This window comes from Turicibacter bilis (assembly GCF_024499055.1).
Classification (GTDB): Bacteria; Bacillota_I; Bacilli_A; order MOL361; family Turicibacteraceae; genus Turicibacter; species Turicibacter bilis.
Genome location: NZ_CP071249.1, coordinates 1577501 through 1591961, shown reverse-complemented (window position 1 = coordinate 1591961; position 14461 = coordinate 1577501). Strand labels below are relative to the sequence as shown.

Sequence of the window (14461 nt, the reverse complement as noted above, 5' to 3'; positions counted from 1 at the left end):
CTCCCTTATACAAAAATACGTTTTGCCATCATTTGATCGAGTGCAACACGTGTATCTTTAACATTAATAATAAAGTTCTGTCCAAACTTAGATACAATGGTCACTTCACTTCCAACAATAAATCCAAGACTCTCTAGAAAACGTTTGGTATCATCACGCCCACTAATTTTTTTAATGATAACTGATTCTCCTATCTCTACCATTGTTAATGGCATCATTATGGCCTCCCTTTAATATTAGCAATTACCAACTTCAGTAGAAAAAAGTTAGCTTAAGCTAACTCATATTACTAATTTGACATTTATATCCAATAATGTCAATAGCTATTTAATAAAAGTATAAAAGTTGAAGAAACGAAACAAACTATGTTAAGATTAACTATATTTAGATTTTAAGAAATAGGGTGGGTAGATGAAATTACAAGAGTCGGGTGAAAATTATTTAGAAACCATTCTAATTTTAAGCCGAAAAAATGGATCTGTTCGTTCTATCGATGTGGCAAACGAGTTAAATTTTTCAAAACCAAGTATTAGTCGTGCGATGGGAATTTTGAAAAATGCAGGTCTAATTACGATAGAGAAAAATGGACAAATTAATTTAACTGAAGTTGGTCATGAAAGAGCAACTGCGATTTATGAACGTCATTGCTTAATTAAAGAATTTTTAATAAAGACACTCCAAATTGATGAATCATTAGCTGATAAAGATGCTTGTCGAATTGAACATGTTATTAGTGAGGAAACGTTTAATCGAATGAAAGAGTTATTAAAAAAATAACATAATAAGAGGCGGATAAATATCCGTCTTTTTCTTTAACCTCTGTATGTTAGCATTGTCTCATGTGAAAAATATAGGAGGAGTGATGGAGTGGCTTTTAATTAAAGCGACTACTATTAATCTCACTGACTGAAGCCAGCTCTATTTTATCAGTGTCTCAATTAATTTTTTTATTAATGGAGAGTTATTTAATATATAACCAATTAGAATATTAAATAGAAGTATAAAAAAGAGCAGCCGTTATCCACAAGTAACCGTTGCTCTTTTTTATTATATAAGTCTAGAAAAGTTTTTCACTTAAAGGTTTACTAGTGATGGATAACCTTACACTCTTTGAGTGATCAAAATAGGATAAGGAACCTAATAAATGATAATCTGAAATAATCGATTAATTTTCATTTAAATAATCTTTTTGAATACTCAATTATTGTTTATAGCAATTCGTTAAGAAAAACATTTTTGTTTGAAACACTTATTCATCGATATTATTATAAAACTTATCGAAAAATGGATTCTCATACATAATCTCCTTTAAAGGTGATAAGAATAATGTTCTGATCGTAGTGTTGATCGTGAAGTTTTTCGAACGTCAATTGGCCCTTCAACGGGGATAAAAAAGATTTATTTTGTTTCATAGCGTTCCCCATTAAAGCTTCAAATATAAAAAAGAAGTTCGCCTTAACGAACTGTGTAACCTAAACGATTAAATGCATCAAGAATATATTTCGGGGAACCAATCCCTTCATTATAACGAACAGAAACTAATTTTAAAGAAAGATTAATATCTAACTTTTCCACACCCTCTAAATTTGTTTCGAAGTAATCTTTAATTTTTTTTACATCCTCATTTGAACTTAAATTTTCTACATTTAGCATAAAAGTTTTAGCCATCATCCTCACCTCAGACTTTCTTTATTACTTAGTCTTGATAACATCCCTATTTTATCATAGAATAAATTAAAAAAGAACAAATAACAGGTGATTATTATGGAGCACATCTTATTTATGCAACAAGCCATCGAAGAAGCTAATAAAGCCAAAGCCATCGGAGAAGTGCCCATTGGTGCTGTTATCGTTAAAGATGGACAAATTATTGCTAGAGCCCACAATTTACGTGAAAAAATTCAACTTTCAAATGCTCATGCTGAAATGTTAGCCATTAGCAAAGCAAATGAAGTAGTTGGATCTTGGCGATTAGAAGATTGCATTATGTATGTTACACTCGAACCATGTCCGATGTGTGCAGGAGCTATTGTTCAATCTCGTATTCCGACTGTTATTTATGGTGCGAAAGATCCTAAAGGTGGATGCTGTGGAACAATTTATAATTTACTTGATGAATCAAAGTTTAATCATCAATGTGAAGTGATTTCAGGTGTCTTAGAAGAAGAATGTGGACAACTGTTGTCAGATTTTTTTAGAGAATTAAGACAGAAAAAAAAGCAGCAGCGTGTTGACAAGCAAGAGTCAAATTGATATACTAAATGTGTATCAATCGAAACTCTCTTTTGGTACCCTTATTCAATAGAACGGTGTGAACCAGGTCAGGACAGGAATGTAGCAGCCTTAAGCATTTAGTTTTATGTGAGTAAGGGTACCAAAGGGGAGTTTTCTTTTTTTATCTTCATTTATCGGTATAATATGGAAAAATAGAATTGGAATCAGTGATTCAAACTAAAAAGGTCTTTAACAAAAACTTAACAGAAGCACAAGCTTGAGTATGATAGAATAAACATAATCAATTGTTTTTTTGGAGGTGTCATTCGATGAGTAAAAAAGTGTTAGTTGTTGAAGATGAAATTTCAATTCAACGTATTTTACAATATGATTTAATGCAATCAGGTTTTTCAGTCGATCTCGCCTCAGATGGGGAAGAGGGATTGCAAAAAGCATTAGCTGATGAATATGATGTCATGTTACTAGATGTCATGTTGCCGAAGCGCGATGGTTTTTCCGTTTGTAAAGAACTTCGTAATCGTGGAAATTCAATTTATATTGTTATTTTATCAGCACGTGATGATGAATTAGACCGTGTTCTTGGTCTTGATGTAGGGGCTGATGATTACATGACTAAACCTTTCTCATCGCGTGAAGTTGTCTCGAAAGTAAAGGCCATTATTAGAAGAAGAGAAGTTTTATCTGCAGGGAAAGGTAAATCTTATTTAAGCTATCAGCGTATTAGGCTAGATAGTAGTCGATTTGAAGTATTAATTGATGATCAAGTAGTTGATTTTACACTTAAAGAATATGAATTACTAGAGTTTTTAATCCAACATAAAGGTCAGGCGCTTTCTCGTGACGTTTTACTCGATCGATTATGGGGATTTGAATACGACGGTGATACACGAATTGTCGATGTCCACATTTTTAAAATTCGTGATAAATTGAAACCTTATGGGATTAAAATTAAAACCATTCGTGGAGTGGGATATATGTTAGAGGACGAAGCAAATGATTGATAGCCGTCATGAACTTATTTCATTTTATATTGTTTTCACCTTGTTATTAATCACTAATCTTTATAGTCAAAACAATAGTCAAGTTACGATTTTATTTTTACTAATCTTACTTATTTTAATGATCATGCAATACGGACGTTCGATGACGTATCTCAATCAACTTAAAAAATACGATGAGGTCGCTGCTAACATTCAAGAACATCGGGATTGGAGCAATATCTCTCCATTGGTGATTGAACAGCAAGAAGTTATTGGAGTTCAATATAATAAATTAATGCGATTGATTCAAAAACAAGAATTTAGAAATCGTCGCAACATGCAGATTATTAGTATTATTACGAATAGTATTCAAGATCCAATGGTTATCTTAAACATTAATGGTGAACTTGAATATGCTAATAATCGCTTTAAAGAATGGGTGAATATGTCAGCTCTTAAAAGGGTTTCTTTCCAAGAGGTGAAAAATGAGTCCTTACGTAAAATTTTAGAAGATGCACTGATTTGTGAAACGACGCGAAAAAAACAATTAGAAATTAATCAAAAATATTATATTTCAACGGCGCATCCCATTTTTAATGAGCGCGAGGACTTTAATGGAGCTGTTATCTTATTTCACGATATTACTGATATCAAAAAATATGAAAGCTTACAAAAAGAGTTCTTCGGAAATGTGTCACACGAACTGAAAACCCCAATAAGTGCGATTAAAGGATGTACGGAAATTTTATTGAACGGAGCAAAAAATGATCCACAAACCTGTGATGAATTTTTAACGATTATTCAAGATGAAAATAACCGAATGGAACAACTCGTTAAAGATTTATTGTTAATTAATCGTTATGAACATGATCAAATCAAGCATAATACCGATCGTGTTTGTCTAAATGAATTACTGACAGATTGTATTGTTCAAACACTCAATATTGCTAATCTAAAAAATCAAAAAATTATGCTTGAAGCCACAGAAGATTATAGTCTAGATGGGGATTATATCAAGTTACAACATTGCTTCCTCAACCTATTAACGAATGCTATCCATTATTCAGGGGAAGACACAACGATTACGATTAGAATCAGGCAACGTGGTTCAAATATTGAAACTCAAGTCATTGATCAAGGAATCGGGATTCCTGCTGCTGACATTCCACATATTTTTGAAAGATTCTATCGAGTGGATAGAGCGAGATCACGTCATACAGGCGGAACGGGACTTGGATTATCTATCGTTGCATCTATTATTGAGGCACACGGTGGAAATATCAAAGTTAAAAGTGAACTAAATAAAGGAAGTAAATTCATCGTGACATTACCTCAAAAAATGAAGAAGTAAGCTGAGCTTACTTCTTTTTGTATATTTTTGTCTACTAGTTATAAACTATTATTAATCATATCTTAACTATTTCTTAACAGAAAATTAATATTTGAAGGGTGAATTTGTATTACAATTAACTCATCAACAGAACAGATACAGATCATGGAGGAATGATGAGAATGAAAAAACTATTAAGCTTAGTAGCAGCTGCAGCATTAACTTTTTCAATGGCAGCATGTGGGTCAACTAACAACGGATCAGACACAATAGACCAAAGTGGGGACACAATACAAACACCTTCAGCACAAGCTGTAGAAGGGGCAATCGATGTTGTAAGCCGTGAAGCGGGATCAGGGACTCGTTCAGCATTTGAAGAAATCATTGGATTTAATGGAGAAGATCAAGATCCATTAACAGCAAATGCGACAATTAAAGATGGAAATGGAGTTGTGGCAACATATGTAGCGGCAAATGATGCTGCAATCGGATATGTTTCATTCGTAACACTAGAAGAAAATCATGGGAAAATTAATGGATTAACAGTAGAAGGTGTAGAAGCAACAGCTGAAAATGTATTAGAAGGAAAATACTCAGTAGCACGTCCATTCGAAATGGTATATATGGAAGAAAATATTACAGATGTTGAACGTGCATTTATCGATTTCGTATCTTCAACTGATGGATTAGAAATTTTAGAATCAAAAGGAACAATCGTTGATACAAAAAATGCTGAAGCGTTTGATATGTCAAAATACGGTGACTTATCAGGAAACATTGTGATGGGTGGATCAACATCAACAGAAGATGCAGTTAAGGCATTAGCAGAAGAATTTACAGCTTTATTTCCTAAAGTAACTTATACATACGATGCAACAGGTTCAGGAGCTGGAGTTAAAAATGCGATTTCAGGAGTATACACATTAGGATTTGCTTCTCGTGAAATCAAAGAATCAGAATTAGCAGAGGGAATTATACCTGTTACGTTATGTATGGACGGAATCGCATTAGTTGTTAACCCATCAAATAACGTAACAGATATTTCAAAAGATCAAATCAAAGAGGTTTACACAGGAAACATTACTGAGTGGTCAGAATTAACAAAATAATGAATTAAAAAAGAAATCACTACTTCCTCAGTGATTTCTTTTTTAATTTAGGTGAATTCTCCAACAGCGACTCGTTACAAAAGGCTTAGAAATATTAATAATTTGTTAACGAATCATAGAGTAAATAGGTATTAACTGTTAATTTTCTATTACCAGAACATAGAAACCCTTGAAAAATCCACATTTTATCACCCATTTGAGGAGTAAATATTTATCTTCGATAAATGACGGGGGCCCTTACCCCATTAAAGGGGGAAGCCAGTTTCACTGGATGGGGACCCGCTTTGTTAAGGAATTGTTAACAAGCGTTAATTTTCTGTTAACAAAACGTGGTTTTAAAAATTGAGGTGCTACAATTACGTTGTAAATAGAGAGTATTAATTTAGTTTAAATAAAACGAGGTGTTAAGTGTGAAAAAAGACATGACCCTTAATCGTAAACGCGTGTTCTTAGAAAAGTTCTTCCATGTTCTATTTCTATTAGCAGCGCTTTTTGCGGTCATTAGTGTAGCGTTAATTATTATCTTTATTTTTGGAAAAGGGCTTGCGCCATTCTTCCCAAATAATCAATTCGGAACATATAACTTTGTAGACTTTATCACAGGGTTGAAGTGGACACCGCAAAGTGGGGATTATGGAATTGGATACATGATTATCAGTTCGATTTTAGCCACACTTGGTGCAATTGTTATCGGGGTACCGATTGCGTTATTAACATCAGTTTTCATCGCTGAAGTCGCACCAAAACCATTAGCTAACATCGTACGTCCAGCGGTTGAATTATTAGCAGCTATTCCATCAGTTTTATACGGGGTATTTGGTTTTGCGGTCATTACACCATTAGTTAAGCAAATTTCTCCATATCCATCAGGAGATTCATTATTAGCGGTTATCGCTGTTTTAACCATTATGATTTTACCGACGATCGTAGCGGTTGTTGAAACATCAATTCGTGCAGTTCCGCAAAGCTATAAAGAAGGATCGTTAGCACTAGGTGCTTCAAAAATGCAAACAATTTTTAAAGTCGTATTACCAGCAGCTAAATCAGGGATTTTAACCGGGGTTATTTTAGGGGTTGGTCGTGCAATCGGAGAAACAATGGCGGTTATCTTAGTAGCGGGGAACCCTGAATCAGGAATTCCACATACAATCTTCGATCGTGTTCGTTTATTAACAACAAATATCGCATTAGAGCAAGGGTATGCAGCAGAAATGCATGAACAAATGTTATTCTCAACAGCTGTCATCTTATTCATCTTTATTATGGTGATCAACTTAGTATTATCACGCATTCAAAAAAAGGCAGGTGATCGTTAATGTCTCGTAAACTTAAAGATAACTTACTAAATGGCCTCATTTGGTTGTCAGCAGCGTTCTCAGTTGGGATTTTAATCACCATCGTTGCATTTATCTTCTCAAATGGATGGTCAAAAATGTCATGGGACTTCTTAACGAATGACTATGAATCACAAACTCAATATGTGAACGTGACGAGTCATCAGTCTTACACTGCGCCAAGCTCATTATCAAGTGACGCTTTATTTTCAGAAAACTTAGGGATTGCCATTGAACCAAACGAACATGGTTATGAAGTTGCTTGGATCGATGATCAATCACCAGTAAAAACTGCAAAAAACAATGCAGATGAAGCCTTCCCAGTCAAAGTTGGATACCAACTAGAACAAATTAATGGAGAAGGAGCAAACTTAAAAATTAAAGCTGATACAGATGCAGACGACATCATCAACGCTTTAAATGCAAGTGATACATTAATGATTAAAGTTGTTTCACCAGGTGGAGGAATCTTCCCAATGATCGTCTCAACTTTAATGCTAATCTTAGTTGCCTTACTATTCTCGGCACCAGTCGGAATTTTAGCAGCCATCTACATGGTTGAATACGCAAAACCAGGAAAATTAGTTAACTTAATTCGTTTTGCAACCGAAGTTTTATCAGGAATCCCATCAGTTGTATACGGTTTATTCGGGATGTTAATCTTCGCCAACACCTTAAAACTTGGAATGTCAATTCTATCAGGTGGATTCACACTGATGATTTTATTACTTCCAACAATGATGCGTACAACTGAAGAAGCATTAAAAGCCGTTCCTATGAGCTACCGTGAAGCATCATATGGACTTGGAGCTAACAAAATTCAAACTTTATCAAAAGTCGTATTACCAAGTGCTATCCCAGGTATTTTAGTTGGGGTTATCTTATCAATTGGACGTACAATTGGGGAATCAGCAGCCTTACTATTTACAATCGGAACATTTGCTAAATTACCAGTCAATCCAACAAGTGGGCACCTTTCATTATTTGAAACCGGAACATCATTAACGGTTCGTGCTTACGTTGAAGTGAAAGAATCAGGGAATGTTGAAATGGCAGCAGCTATCGGAATCGTCATCCTTGTCATCGTCTTTACATTAAACTTAATTTCACGCTTAATCTCGAAAAAATTCAGCAAAGCAAACTATTAGGAGAGTGAAAAGGAATGCAACCTAAATTTAACGTTACAGATTTAAACTTATTTTATGGAAACTTCCAAGCCTTACACCACATCAATATCGAAATTCCAGAACGCAAAGTAACAGCATTCATTGGGCCATCTGGATGTGGGAAATCTACATTCTTACGGACCTTAAATCGTATGAACGACTTAATCGAAACAGTCAAAATCACAGGAAACGTGACACTTGATGGAGATGACATCTACTCAGACATCGACGTCATGAAACTTCGTACACGTGTCGGAATGGTCTTCCAAAAACCAAATCCATTCCCAATGAGCATTTATGATAACATCGCTTATGGACCACGTTGCCAAGGAGTTAAAGATAAGAAAAAACTAGATGAAATTGTTGAAAATTCACTTCGTGGGGCAGCGTTATGGGATGAAGTTAAAGATCGCTTAAATAAATCGGCCATGGGATTATCAGGAGGGCAGCAACAACGTTTATGTATCGCCCGTGCCATCGCCATGGAACCAGAAGTTATCCTTATGGATGAGCCAACATCAGCCTTAGACCCAATTGCAACTCAAAAAGTTGAAGAATTGATGGAACAGTTAAAAGAAAAATACACAATCGTTATCGTTACTCACTCAATGCAACAAGCGGCACGTATCTCAGATAAAACAGCCTTCTTCTTAATGGGAGAATTAATTGAATTTGATGATACAGATAAAATCTTTACTAATCCAAAAGATAAACGTACAGAAGATTACATCACTGGACGCTTTGGATAAAAATAAGGGGTGAAAATGGAATGAAAAAAACAAAATTAGAAACAGATTATGAAGTCTTACTTCAAGGTATTGAAAAACTATCAGTCTTAACGATCGGAGCGTATGAAAATACGCTGGAAGCATTAAAAACACTAGACTTAGAAATTGCCTTACAAATCATTAAGCAAGATCAAGATATTGATGACCTGCAAGAAGATATCACAGAAGAATCAACAATCTTTATCATTCGTCAGCAACCGGTTGCCAGTGATTTACGCAAAATCTTAATGGTGATGCGTCTTGCGACTGAATATGAACGTATTGCTGACTACACCAAAAATCTTGCAGAATATATCATCTTAATCAAACAAAATGAATCACTTGAACACTATGAAAAGAATGTGGACAAACTGGTTCGCATGCTAGAAATTGTGATTAACATGTTAAAACTAGTGATGGAAGGTCTTCAAGAAGAAAACAAAGCTAAAATTAAAGAAGCGGCAGACATGGATAAGCAAGTCGATGAAATTTATAATGAATTATTAGCTTCATTAATTACACACATCCAAGTGGTAGATGGAAAAGTCTTCGGGACAGCATATGCTATTCTGATTAATAAGTACATTGAACGTGCAGGCGATCATGTCACAAACATTGCAGAAGAAATATTATACGCCTTAAAAGGCCGCCGCTATCACTTAAACTAATAAAAAAACGCGTAGAGCTCATCTACGCGTTTTCTTTTGGTAACCAATTTCCTTTCCAAGCATACAGCCCCATTAAAATAAGACTGAGCGTCTACTAAATTGGATAACCTAGGATTACGTCCTCAATACTTGAGGAAATTCTTAAAATGGTGAAAATTCAGAAAACATACACGATACAAAGACTCAGAACTGAAAGAATCATCATCACCATCGTTTTCCCGACCGCCGATTGTTCCAACAAGGGACTACATCAACACCAATGATAAATAAGCTGGAATAATCCTATCAAGCATGACGTGGGCATAGTGGATTTGGGTAAAAATACGAAGCGCCTCACCCTCAAAGACATACATGATACCACAAGAAGATAGTGTATAAATCGTCGTAATCAACATCAACGTACGAAGTCCTTTATAAATTCTCAACTGTGACCCTTAGCGATTGTCCAAGACAGTCTAATCCATGATTGCTAAGGAATGGCAGGCCTTAAGTTTTTACAATCTAAAAACTTATTTACACTGATATAAAAAAATTTTTTTAAAACGTAAATCTGTAACAAGGCCTCAGACATTGTCAATAATTTATGATATAATCAAGATAATTTTTAAACTAGAGAGTAGGAGTTTTCTTATGTCTTATCATGCATTATACCGCGCTCATCGTCCTCAAAAGTTCAGTGACGTCGTAGGACAAAAACACATCGTAAGAACCGTTCAAAATGCCTTAAAACATGAGCGTTTATCACATGCATATTTATTCTGTGGACCACGTGGGACAGGTAAAACATCAATTGCGAAAATTATTGCAAAAGCTGTTAACTGTATCAACTATCCTACGGCCGAACCGTGTAATGAATGTGTAAACTGTACAACAATCACAAACGGATCAAATGCCGACGTCTTTGAAATCGATGCGGCAAGTAACAACGGTGTCGATGAAATCCGTGAAATCCGAGACAAAGTAAAATACGCCCCAACGATGGGACGATACAAAGTATATATTATCGATGAAGTTCACATGCTATCAACAGGTGCATTTAATGCTTTATTAAAAACATTAGAAGAACCACCAAAACATGTCATCTTCATTTTAGCCACAACCGAACCACACAAAATTCCACCAACCATCATCTCGCGTTGTCAACGCTTTGACTTCAAACAAATCTCAACAAAAGAAATCTACGAACACCTAGTTGAGATTATCAAACAACAAGATTTAGCCTACGAAGAAGAAGCCGTACAACTCGTCTCAGAACTTGCGGAAGGTGGAATGCGTGACGCCCTTAGCTTACTCGATCAAGTCATCTCTTATTCAGATGATAAAATTACATTAGATGATGTGCACGCCCTAAGCGGGACCATTGCCAATCATCAACTCTTACAAATCATCAAAGCAATCGAAGAATTAAACTTCTCACACGTCATCGACTTAATTAAAGACATGACAGAGAACGGAAAAGAACCAAGTCGCATTATTGACGGATTAATCACTGTTTATCGCGACTTACTCGTGTACCAAAAATCACAAATCTCAGTTTCTAACTTACTAACGAACAATCCTATGTTTACAGAGTTAGTAGAGAATCTTAATTCAAATGATATCGTAACCTACCTATTTAAATTAAATAAACTTCAATCTGAATTAAGATACTCTAATCATCCCGAACTCATGCTAGAAGTCGGGCTGCTCAGCTTATCCGATACCAATGATCAATCAGACAACAACAAGGATTACCAAACAGAGATTAACGATCTCAAGCAAGAAATCACCCTACTAAAACGATTAGTTAAAAAAATCGAGCACACAGGACCTGTTAAAGCTGAGCCATCAATTAATAAATCAGATTCACAATTTAAAATGAACCTCTTCAATGAACCAGAAGTCGTTGAACTCAAACTACCTAAAGAACCAGAACCAATCATTCTACCAGAGCACGTCACACCAGAAATGCTAACCATTGAACAAATCCTATCTAAAGCGACAAAAGAAGCTCGCGACCACGTCTTACAAAAATGGGCACAACTCAACCCAATCCTTATGCCGGACTACAAAGAAGTCATCGTCCTACTACAAGACGGAAACGTCGTCGCCGCTTCAGATGAAGGATTTATTTTAACTTATAAACATGAACCTGGCTGCAAACGATTACTACGTGAAGATAATCGAAAAATAGCAGAACAAATTGTGGCCTATCTCTTTGGAAGTCCATATCCATTTAACGTCATGCCAGAAGCTTTCTGGTTAGAACAACGACAAAGCTATATTGAGCAAAAGAAAAATGGTGTTGAACCGCGCTTAAAACAATATAGTCAGGATATTAAAAATGTGATAAATTATAATGAGGAAAGTCAAACTAAAGATAACGGCTTTGTAGAAGACATTGTTAAAATGTTTGGAGCCGATTTAGTTAACATAATCGATGAATAGGAGTAGTGAAGAGTATGAACCCAATGATGATGAAAAAAATTCAAAAAATGCAACGTGATATGGTGAAAGCACAACAAGAAATTGAACAATCAGTATTCACAGGAAGTGCAGCTGGTGGAATGGTAACAGTTGAAGCAACAGGAACAAAACAAATTAACAAAATTACTATTAATCCATCTGTTGTTGATCCAGAAGATGTAGAAATGTTAGAAGACGTAATCTTATTAGCATTAAACGATGCATTACGCCAAGTTGATGAAAAAACTGAATCAACAATGGGTCAATTCACAAAAGGGATGAACATCCCAGGATTATTCTAAGGAGAAATCATGCAATATCCTCAACCCATTACAAAATTAATCGAAAGCTTTAGTAAGCTACCGGGAATCGGAAATAAAACAGCTGAACGATTAGCTTTTCATGTGATTAGTTCAATGAAGGAAGATGACGCTACTACATTTGCTAAAGCATTAATTGATAGTAAACGTCAACTATTCAAATGCCCGATTTGTGGTCATATCACCGATACAGATCCTTGTATGATTTGTGCAGATTCACATCGAGACCGATCAGTTATTGCAGTTGTACAAGACCCTAAAGACGTCATTGCTATTGAACGTATGCGTGGTTTTAAAGGATTATATCACGTGTTAAATGGAGTTCTATCGCCATTAGATGGAATGGGACCTGAAGACATTGGAATTCCTGCATTAATTGAACGACTAAAAGACGAAAATGTAAAAGAATTAATTCTAGCATTAAGCGCCACACTTGAAGGAGATGCCACATCTCAATACATTGCAAAATTATTAAAAAACACAGATGTGAAAGTCACTCGTATCGCACGTGGACTAGAAATGGGACGCTCAATCGAGTATGCTGATGAAGTCACATTAATTCGCGCTCTAGAAGGACGCAGAGAGCTATTCTAATATAAAAAATAGTTACTGTTTTTTTGCAGTAACTATTTTTTTATGTTTAAATTCACATAGAAGCGGGATAATGGCTTAAACCAGATTTGATTACAGTTATATCACTCTTTCTAAATGCATATGATTGTCAATAGGAAGGGAGGTGACGTGTTATAAAGTGAGTATACTTTATAACAGTAATATGAAAGTAATAGGATGGTTAATCAAACGATTCATCATAGGAGTATTTGCACTATATCTATTTAATATAATTGGAGTTTATTTCAGTGCATCAGTTCCTCTCAATTACATTACGTCATTTATAACAGGAACATTAGGGATTCCTGGATTTATTCTTGTATATGTTTTAACTAAAATAGTGCTAATTTAAAGTGGGTACAATTGTATCCACTTTTTATATGATAAACAACCAAAATTTGAGTGTTCATATCTCGAAGTTATGATGATATAATCATTGAGTAAATTAGTGTATTCATTCAAGAAAAAAGGTTTTAGTCGTTATTTTGTATTTATTCTCGAAAATCGCGAATAAATAATATAAAAAAGAATAATTATTTCTAAAACCACTTGAAAAAAGTAATACTTTGGGGTAAAATAGCTAACGGTACATTTTCTTTATTTTCACAAGAAAATTTGAGCCCCAGCGAATTTTCATATGAAAAATAACTAAAGCGAAAGAAGTAGGAGGCAGGACAATGCGTACAACATTTATGCAAAAATCTCATGAAGTAGATCGTAAATGGTTCGTTGTTGACGCTGCAGATAAAACTTTAGGACGTTTATCTACAGAAGTTGCAACACTTTTACGTGGAAAACATAAACCAACATTCACACCACACGTAGACTGTGGAGATTACGTGATCATTATCAATGCTGATAAAATCACTTTAACTGGAAACAAATTAGAAAACAAATTATACTACCGTCACTCAGGATACCAAGGTGGATTAACAGTTCGTACAGCTAAACAAATGCGCGAAAATACACCAGAGCGTATGTTAGAGTTATCTGTAAAAGGTATGTTACCAAAAGGACGTTTAGGACGTGCAATGGGTAAAAAATTATTTGTTTATGCTGGATCTGAGCATCCACATGCAGCACAAAAACCTGAAGTTTACGAACTTCGTGGATAATTAAGAGGGAGGTAACACTATATGACAGTACAATACTTAGGAACTGGTCGTCGTAAAAGCTCAGTTGCACGTGTACGTTTAGTACCTGGAACTGGAAAAGTAATTATCAACGGTCGCGAATTTGAAGATTATATTCCTTCTGCAGCAACTCGTTTAGATATCATGCAACCATTAACATTAACTGAAACAACTAACCAATATGATGTATTAGTAAATGTTAACGGTGGAGGATTAACTGGACAAGCTGGAGCTATCCGTTTAGGGATTTCTCGTGCATTATTACAAGTTGATGCTGAATACCGTGGAACTTTAAAACCAATCGGATTATTAACTCGTGATTCACGTGCTAAAGAACGTAAAAAATACGGACTTAAAGCAGC

At 35.1% G+C, this 14461-nt stretch carries 18 protein-coding genes and 1 other RNA gene (1 of these 19 only partly in view); 16 read left to right on the top strand and 3 right to left on the bottom strand.

Going from position 1 to position 14461, the window contains the following annotated elements; all coding sequences use genetic code 11:
- Window positions 1-5 precede the first annotated feature (5 nt).
- Complete coding sequence (locus J0J69_RS07735; protein ID WP_305888107.1) at window positions 6-215, bottom strand: FeoA family protein; 210 nt, start codon at window positions 213-215, stop codon at window positions 6-8.
- Between the two features lie 196 nt (window positions 216-411).
- On the opposite strand from J0J69_RS07735, the gene J0J69_RS07730 reads away from it, so the two are divergent.
- Window positions 412-777 carry a metal-dependent transcriptional regulator gene (locus J0J69_RS07730; protein ID WP_212725890.1) on the top strand — a complete coding sequence of 122 codons (366 nt, stop codon included), beginning with the start codon at window positions 412-414 and terminating at the stop codon, window positions 775-777.
- Window positions 778-1455: 678 nt separating this feature from the next.
- On the opposite strand, the gene J0J69_RS07725 is transcribed toward J0J69_RS07730, so the two are convergent.
- Window positions 1456-1668, bottom strand: coding sequence for a heavy-metal-associated domain-containing protein (locus J0J69_RS07725; protein ID WP_055244323.1), 213 nt, complete (start codon window positions 1666-1668; stop codon window positions 1456-1458).
- Window positions 1669-1764: 96 nt separating this feature from the next.
- On the opposite strand from J0J69_RS07725, the gene tadA reads away from it, so the two are divergent.
- The 9 genes from tadA to phoU all read left to right on the top strand — a co-directional run bounded on the left by tadA (window position 1765) and on the right by phoU (window position 9589).
- Window positions 1765-2253 (top strand): tRNA adenosine(34) deaminase TadA, encoded by a 489-nt coding sequence (gene tadA, locus J0J69_RS07720; RefSeq protein WP_055244321.1) that lies wholly within the window; start codon window positions 1765-1767, stop codon window positions 2251-2253.
- A gap of 32 nt (window positions 2254-2285) precedes the next feature.
- An RNA gene (gene ffs / locus J0J69_RS07715) (signal recognition particle sRNA small type) lies at window positions 2286-2381 on the top strand.
- 162 nt (window positions 2382-2543) lie between these two features.
- On the top strand, window positions 2544-3236 hold the full coding sequence (locus J0J69_RS07710; RefSeq protein ID WP_055244319.1) for a response regulator transcription factor: 693 nt from the start codon (window positions 2544-2546) through the stop codon (window positions 3234-3236).
- Complete coding sequence (locus J0J69_RS07705) at window positions 3229-4566, top strand: sensor histidine kinase (RefSeq protein ID WP_212724658.1); 1338 nt, start codon at window positions 3229-3231, stop codon at window positions 4564-4566. Before J0J69_RS07710 ends, J0J69_RS07705 begins: the two co-directional genes overlap by 8 nt.
- A gap of 161 nt (window positions 4567-4727) precedes the next feature.
- Window positions 4728-5654 (top strand): substrate-binding domain-containing protein, encoded by a 927-nt coding sequence (locus J0J69_RS07700; RefSeq protein ID WP_055277487.1) that lies wholly within the window; start codon window positions 4728-4730, stop codon window positions 5652-5654.
- A gap of 410 nt (window positions 5655-6064) precedes the next feature.
- The gene (pstC, locus tag J0J69_RS07695) at window positions 6065-6970 is read left to right on the top strand and encodes a phosphate ABC transporter permease subunit PstC (RefSeq protein ID WP_055305727.1); all 906 of its coding nucleotides are present in this window, start codon (window positions 6065-6067) and stop codon (window positions 6968-6970) included.
- Window positions 6970-8136 (top strand): phosphate ABC transporter permease PstA, encoded by a 1167-nt coding sequence (gene pstA, locus J0J69_RS07690; RefSeq protein WP_068759161.1) that lies wholly within the window; start codon window positions 6970-6972, stop codon window positions 8134-8136. The genes pstC and pstA overlap by 1 nt, the downstream gene beginning before the upstream one ends.
- 14 nt (window positions 8137-8150) lie before the next feature.
- Complete coding sequence (gene pstB / locus J0J69_RS07685) at window positions 8151-8903, top strand: phosphate ABC transporter ATP-binding protein PstB (protein ID WP_055244310.1); 753 nt, start codon at window positions 8151-8153, stop codon at window positions 8901-8903.
- A 20-nt stretch (window positions 8904-8923) separates the two neighbouring features.
- Window positions 8924-9589, top strand: a complete 666-nt coding sequence (gene phoU / locus J0J69_RS07680; RefSeq protein WP_055244308.1) for a phosphate signaling complex protein PhoU — start codon at window positions 8924-8926, stop codon at window positions 9587-9589.
- A 245-nt stretch (window positions 9590-9834) separates the two neighbouring features.
- On the opposite strand, the gene J0J69_RS07675 is transcribed toward phoU, so the two are convergent.
- Window positions 9835-10014: a hypothetical protein gene (locus J0J69_RS07675; protein ID WP_144436954.1), complete on the bottom strand. Its 180-nt coding sequence runs from the start codon at window positions 10012-10014 to the stop codon at window positions 9835-9837.
- A gap of 205 nt (window positions 10015-10219) precedes the next feature.
- Between J0J69_RS07675 and dnaX the strand changes: the two genes are divergently transcribed.
- From dnaX to rpsI, 6 genes are all read left to right on the top strand, one after another.
- Window positions 10220-12016 carry a DNA polymerase III subunit gamma/tau gene (gene dnaX / locus J0J69_RS07670; protein WP_055277481.1) on the top strand — a complete coding sequence of 599 codons (1797 nt, stop codon included), beginning with the start codon at window positions 10220-10222 and terminating at the stop codon, window positions 12014-12016.
- A 14-nt stretch (window positions 12017-12030) separates the two neighbouring features.
- Window positions 12031-12336, top strand: a complete 306-nt coding sequence (locus J0J69_RS07665) for a YbaB/EbfC family nucleoid-associated protein (protein ID WP_055277479.1) — start codon at window positions 12031-12033, stop codon at window positions 12334-12336.
- A gap of 9 nt (window positions 12337-12345) precedes the next feature.
- Entirely contained in the window at window positions 12346-12948 is a 603-nt protein-coding gene (recR, locus tag J0J69_RS07660) for a recombination mediator RecR (RefSeq protein WP_055244302.1), read from the top strand.
- Window positions 12949-13090: 142 nt separating this feature from the next.
- Window positions 13091-13318, top strand: coding sequence for a pro-sigmaK processing inhibitor BofA family protein (locus J0J69_RS13530; protein ID WP_082704884.1), 228 nt, complete (start codon window positions 13091-13093; stop codon window positions 13316-13318).
- Window positions 13319-13643: 325 nt separating this feature from the next.
- Window positions 13644-14081 carry a 50S ribosomal protein L13 gene (rplM, locus tag J0J69_RS07655; RefSeq protein ID WP_055244298.1) on the top strand — a complete coding sequence of 146 codons (438 nt, stop codon included), beginning with the start codon at window positions 13644-13646 and terminating at the stop codon, window positions 14079-14081.
- A 21-nt stretch (window positions 14082-14102) separates the two neighbouring features.
- A protein-coding gene (gene rpsI / locus J0J69_RS07650; RefSeq protein ID WP_055244296.1) for a 30S ribosomal protein S9 crosses the window boundary here: on the top strand, window positions 14103-14461 show its 5' portion. 31 nt of this gene lie beyond the right edge of the window; 359 of the gene's 390 nt are visible here — the first part of the coding sequence; it begins with the start codon at window positions 14103-14105; its stop codon lies off the right edge, out of view.

Excerpts from the sequence above, each read along its gene's own strand:
- J0J69_RS07735 (WP_305888107.1), bottom strand. The coding sequence starts at position 215 with ATGCCATTAACAATGGTAGAGATAGGAGAATCAGTTATCATTAAAAAA.
- J0J69_RS07730 (WP_212725890.1), top strand. The coding sequence starts at position 412 with ATGAAATTACAAGAGTCGGGTGAAAATTATTTAGAAACCATTCTAATT.
- J0J69_RS07725 (WP_055244323.1), bottom strand. The coding sequence starts at position 1,668 with ATGGCTAAAACTTTTATGCTAAATGTAGAAAATTTAAGTTCAAATGAG.
- tadA (WP_055244321.1), top strand. The coding sequence starts at position 1,765 with ATGGAGCACATCTTATTTATGCAACAAGCCATCGAAGAAGCTAATAAA.
- J0J69_RS07710 (WP_055244319.1), top strand. The coding sequence starts at position 2,544 with ATGAGTAAAAAAGTGTTAGTTGTTGAAGATGAAATTTCAATTCAACGT.
- J0J69_RS07705 (WP_212724658.1), top strand. The coding sequence starts at position 3,229 with ATGATTGATAGCCGTCATGAACTTATTTCATTTTATATTGTTTTCACC.
- J0J69_RS07700 (WP_055277487.1), top strand. The coding sequence starts at position 4,728 with ATGAAAAAACTATTAAGCTTAGTAGCAGCTGCAGCATTAACTTTTTCA.
- pstA (WP_068759161.1), top strand. The coding sequence starts at position 6,970 with ATGTCTCGTAAACTTAAAGATAACTTACTAAATGGCCTCATTTGGTTG.
- pstB (WP_055244310.1), top strand. The coding sequence starts at position 8,151 with ATGCAACCTAAATTTAACGTTACAGATTTAAACTTATTTTATGGAAAC.
- phoU (WP_055244308.1), top strand. The coding sequence starts at position 8,924 with ATGAAAAAAACAAAATTAGAAACAGATTATGAAGTCTTACTTCAAGGT.
- dnaX (WP_055277481.1), top strand. The coding sequence starts at position 10,220 with ATGTCTTATCATGCATTATACCGCGCTCATCGTCCTCAAAAGTTCAGT.
- J0J69_RS07665 (WP_055277479.1), top strand. The coding sequence starts at position 12,031 with ATGAACCCAATGATGATGAAAAAAATTCAAAAAATGCAACGTGATATG.
- recR (WP_055244302.1), top strand. The coding sequence starts at position 12,346 with ATGCAATATCCTCAACCCATTACAAAATTAATCGAAAGCTTTAGTAAG.
- rplM (WP_055244298.1), top strand. The coding sequence starts at position 13,644 with ATGCGTACAACATTTATGCAAAAATCTCATGAAGTAGATCGTAAATGG.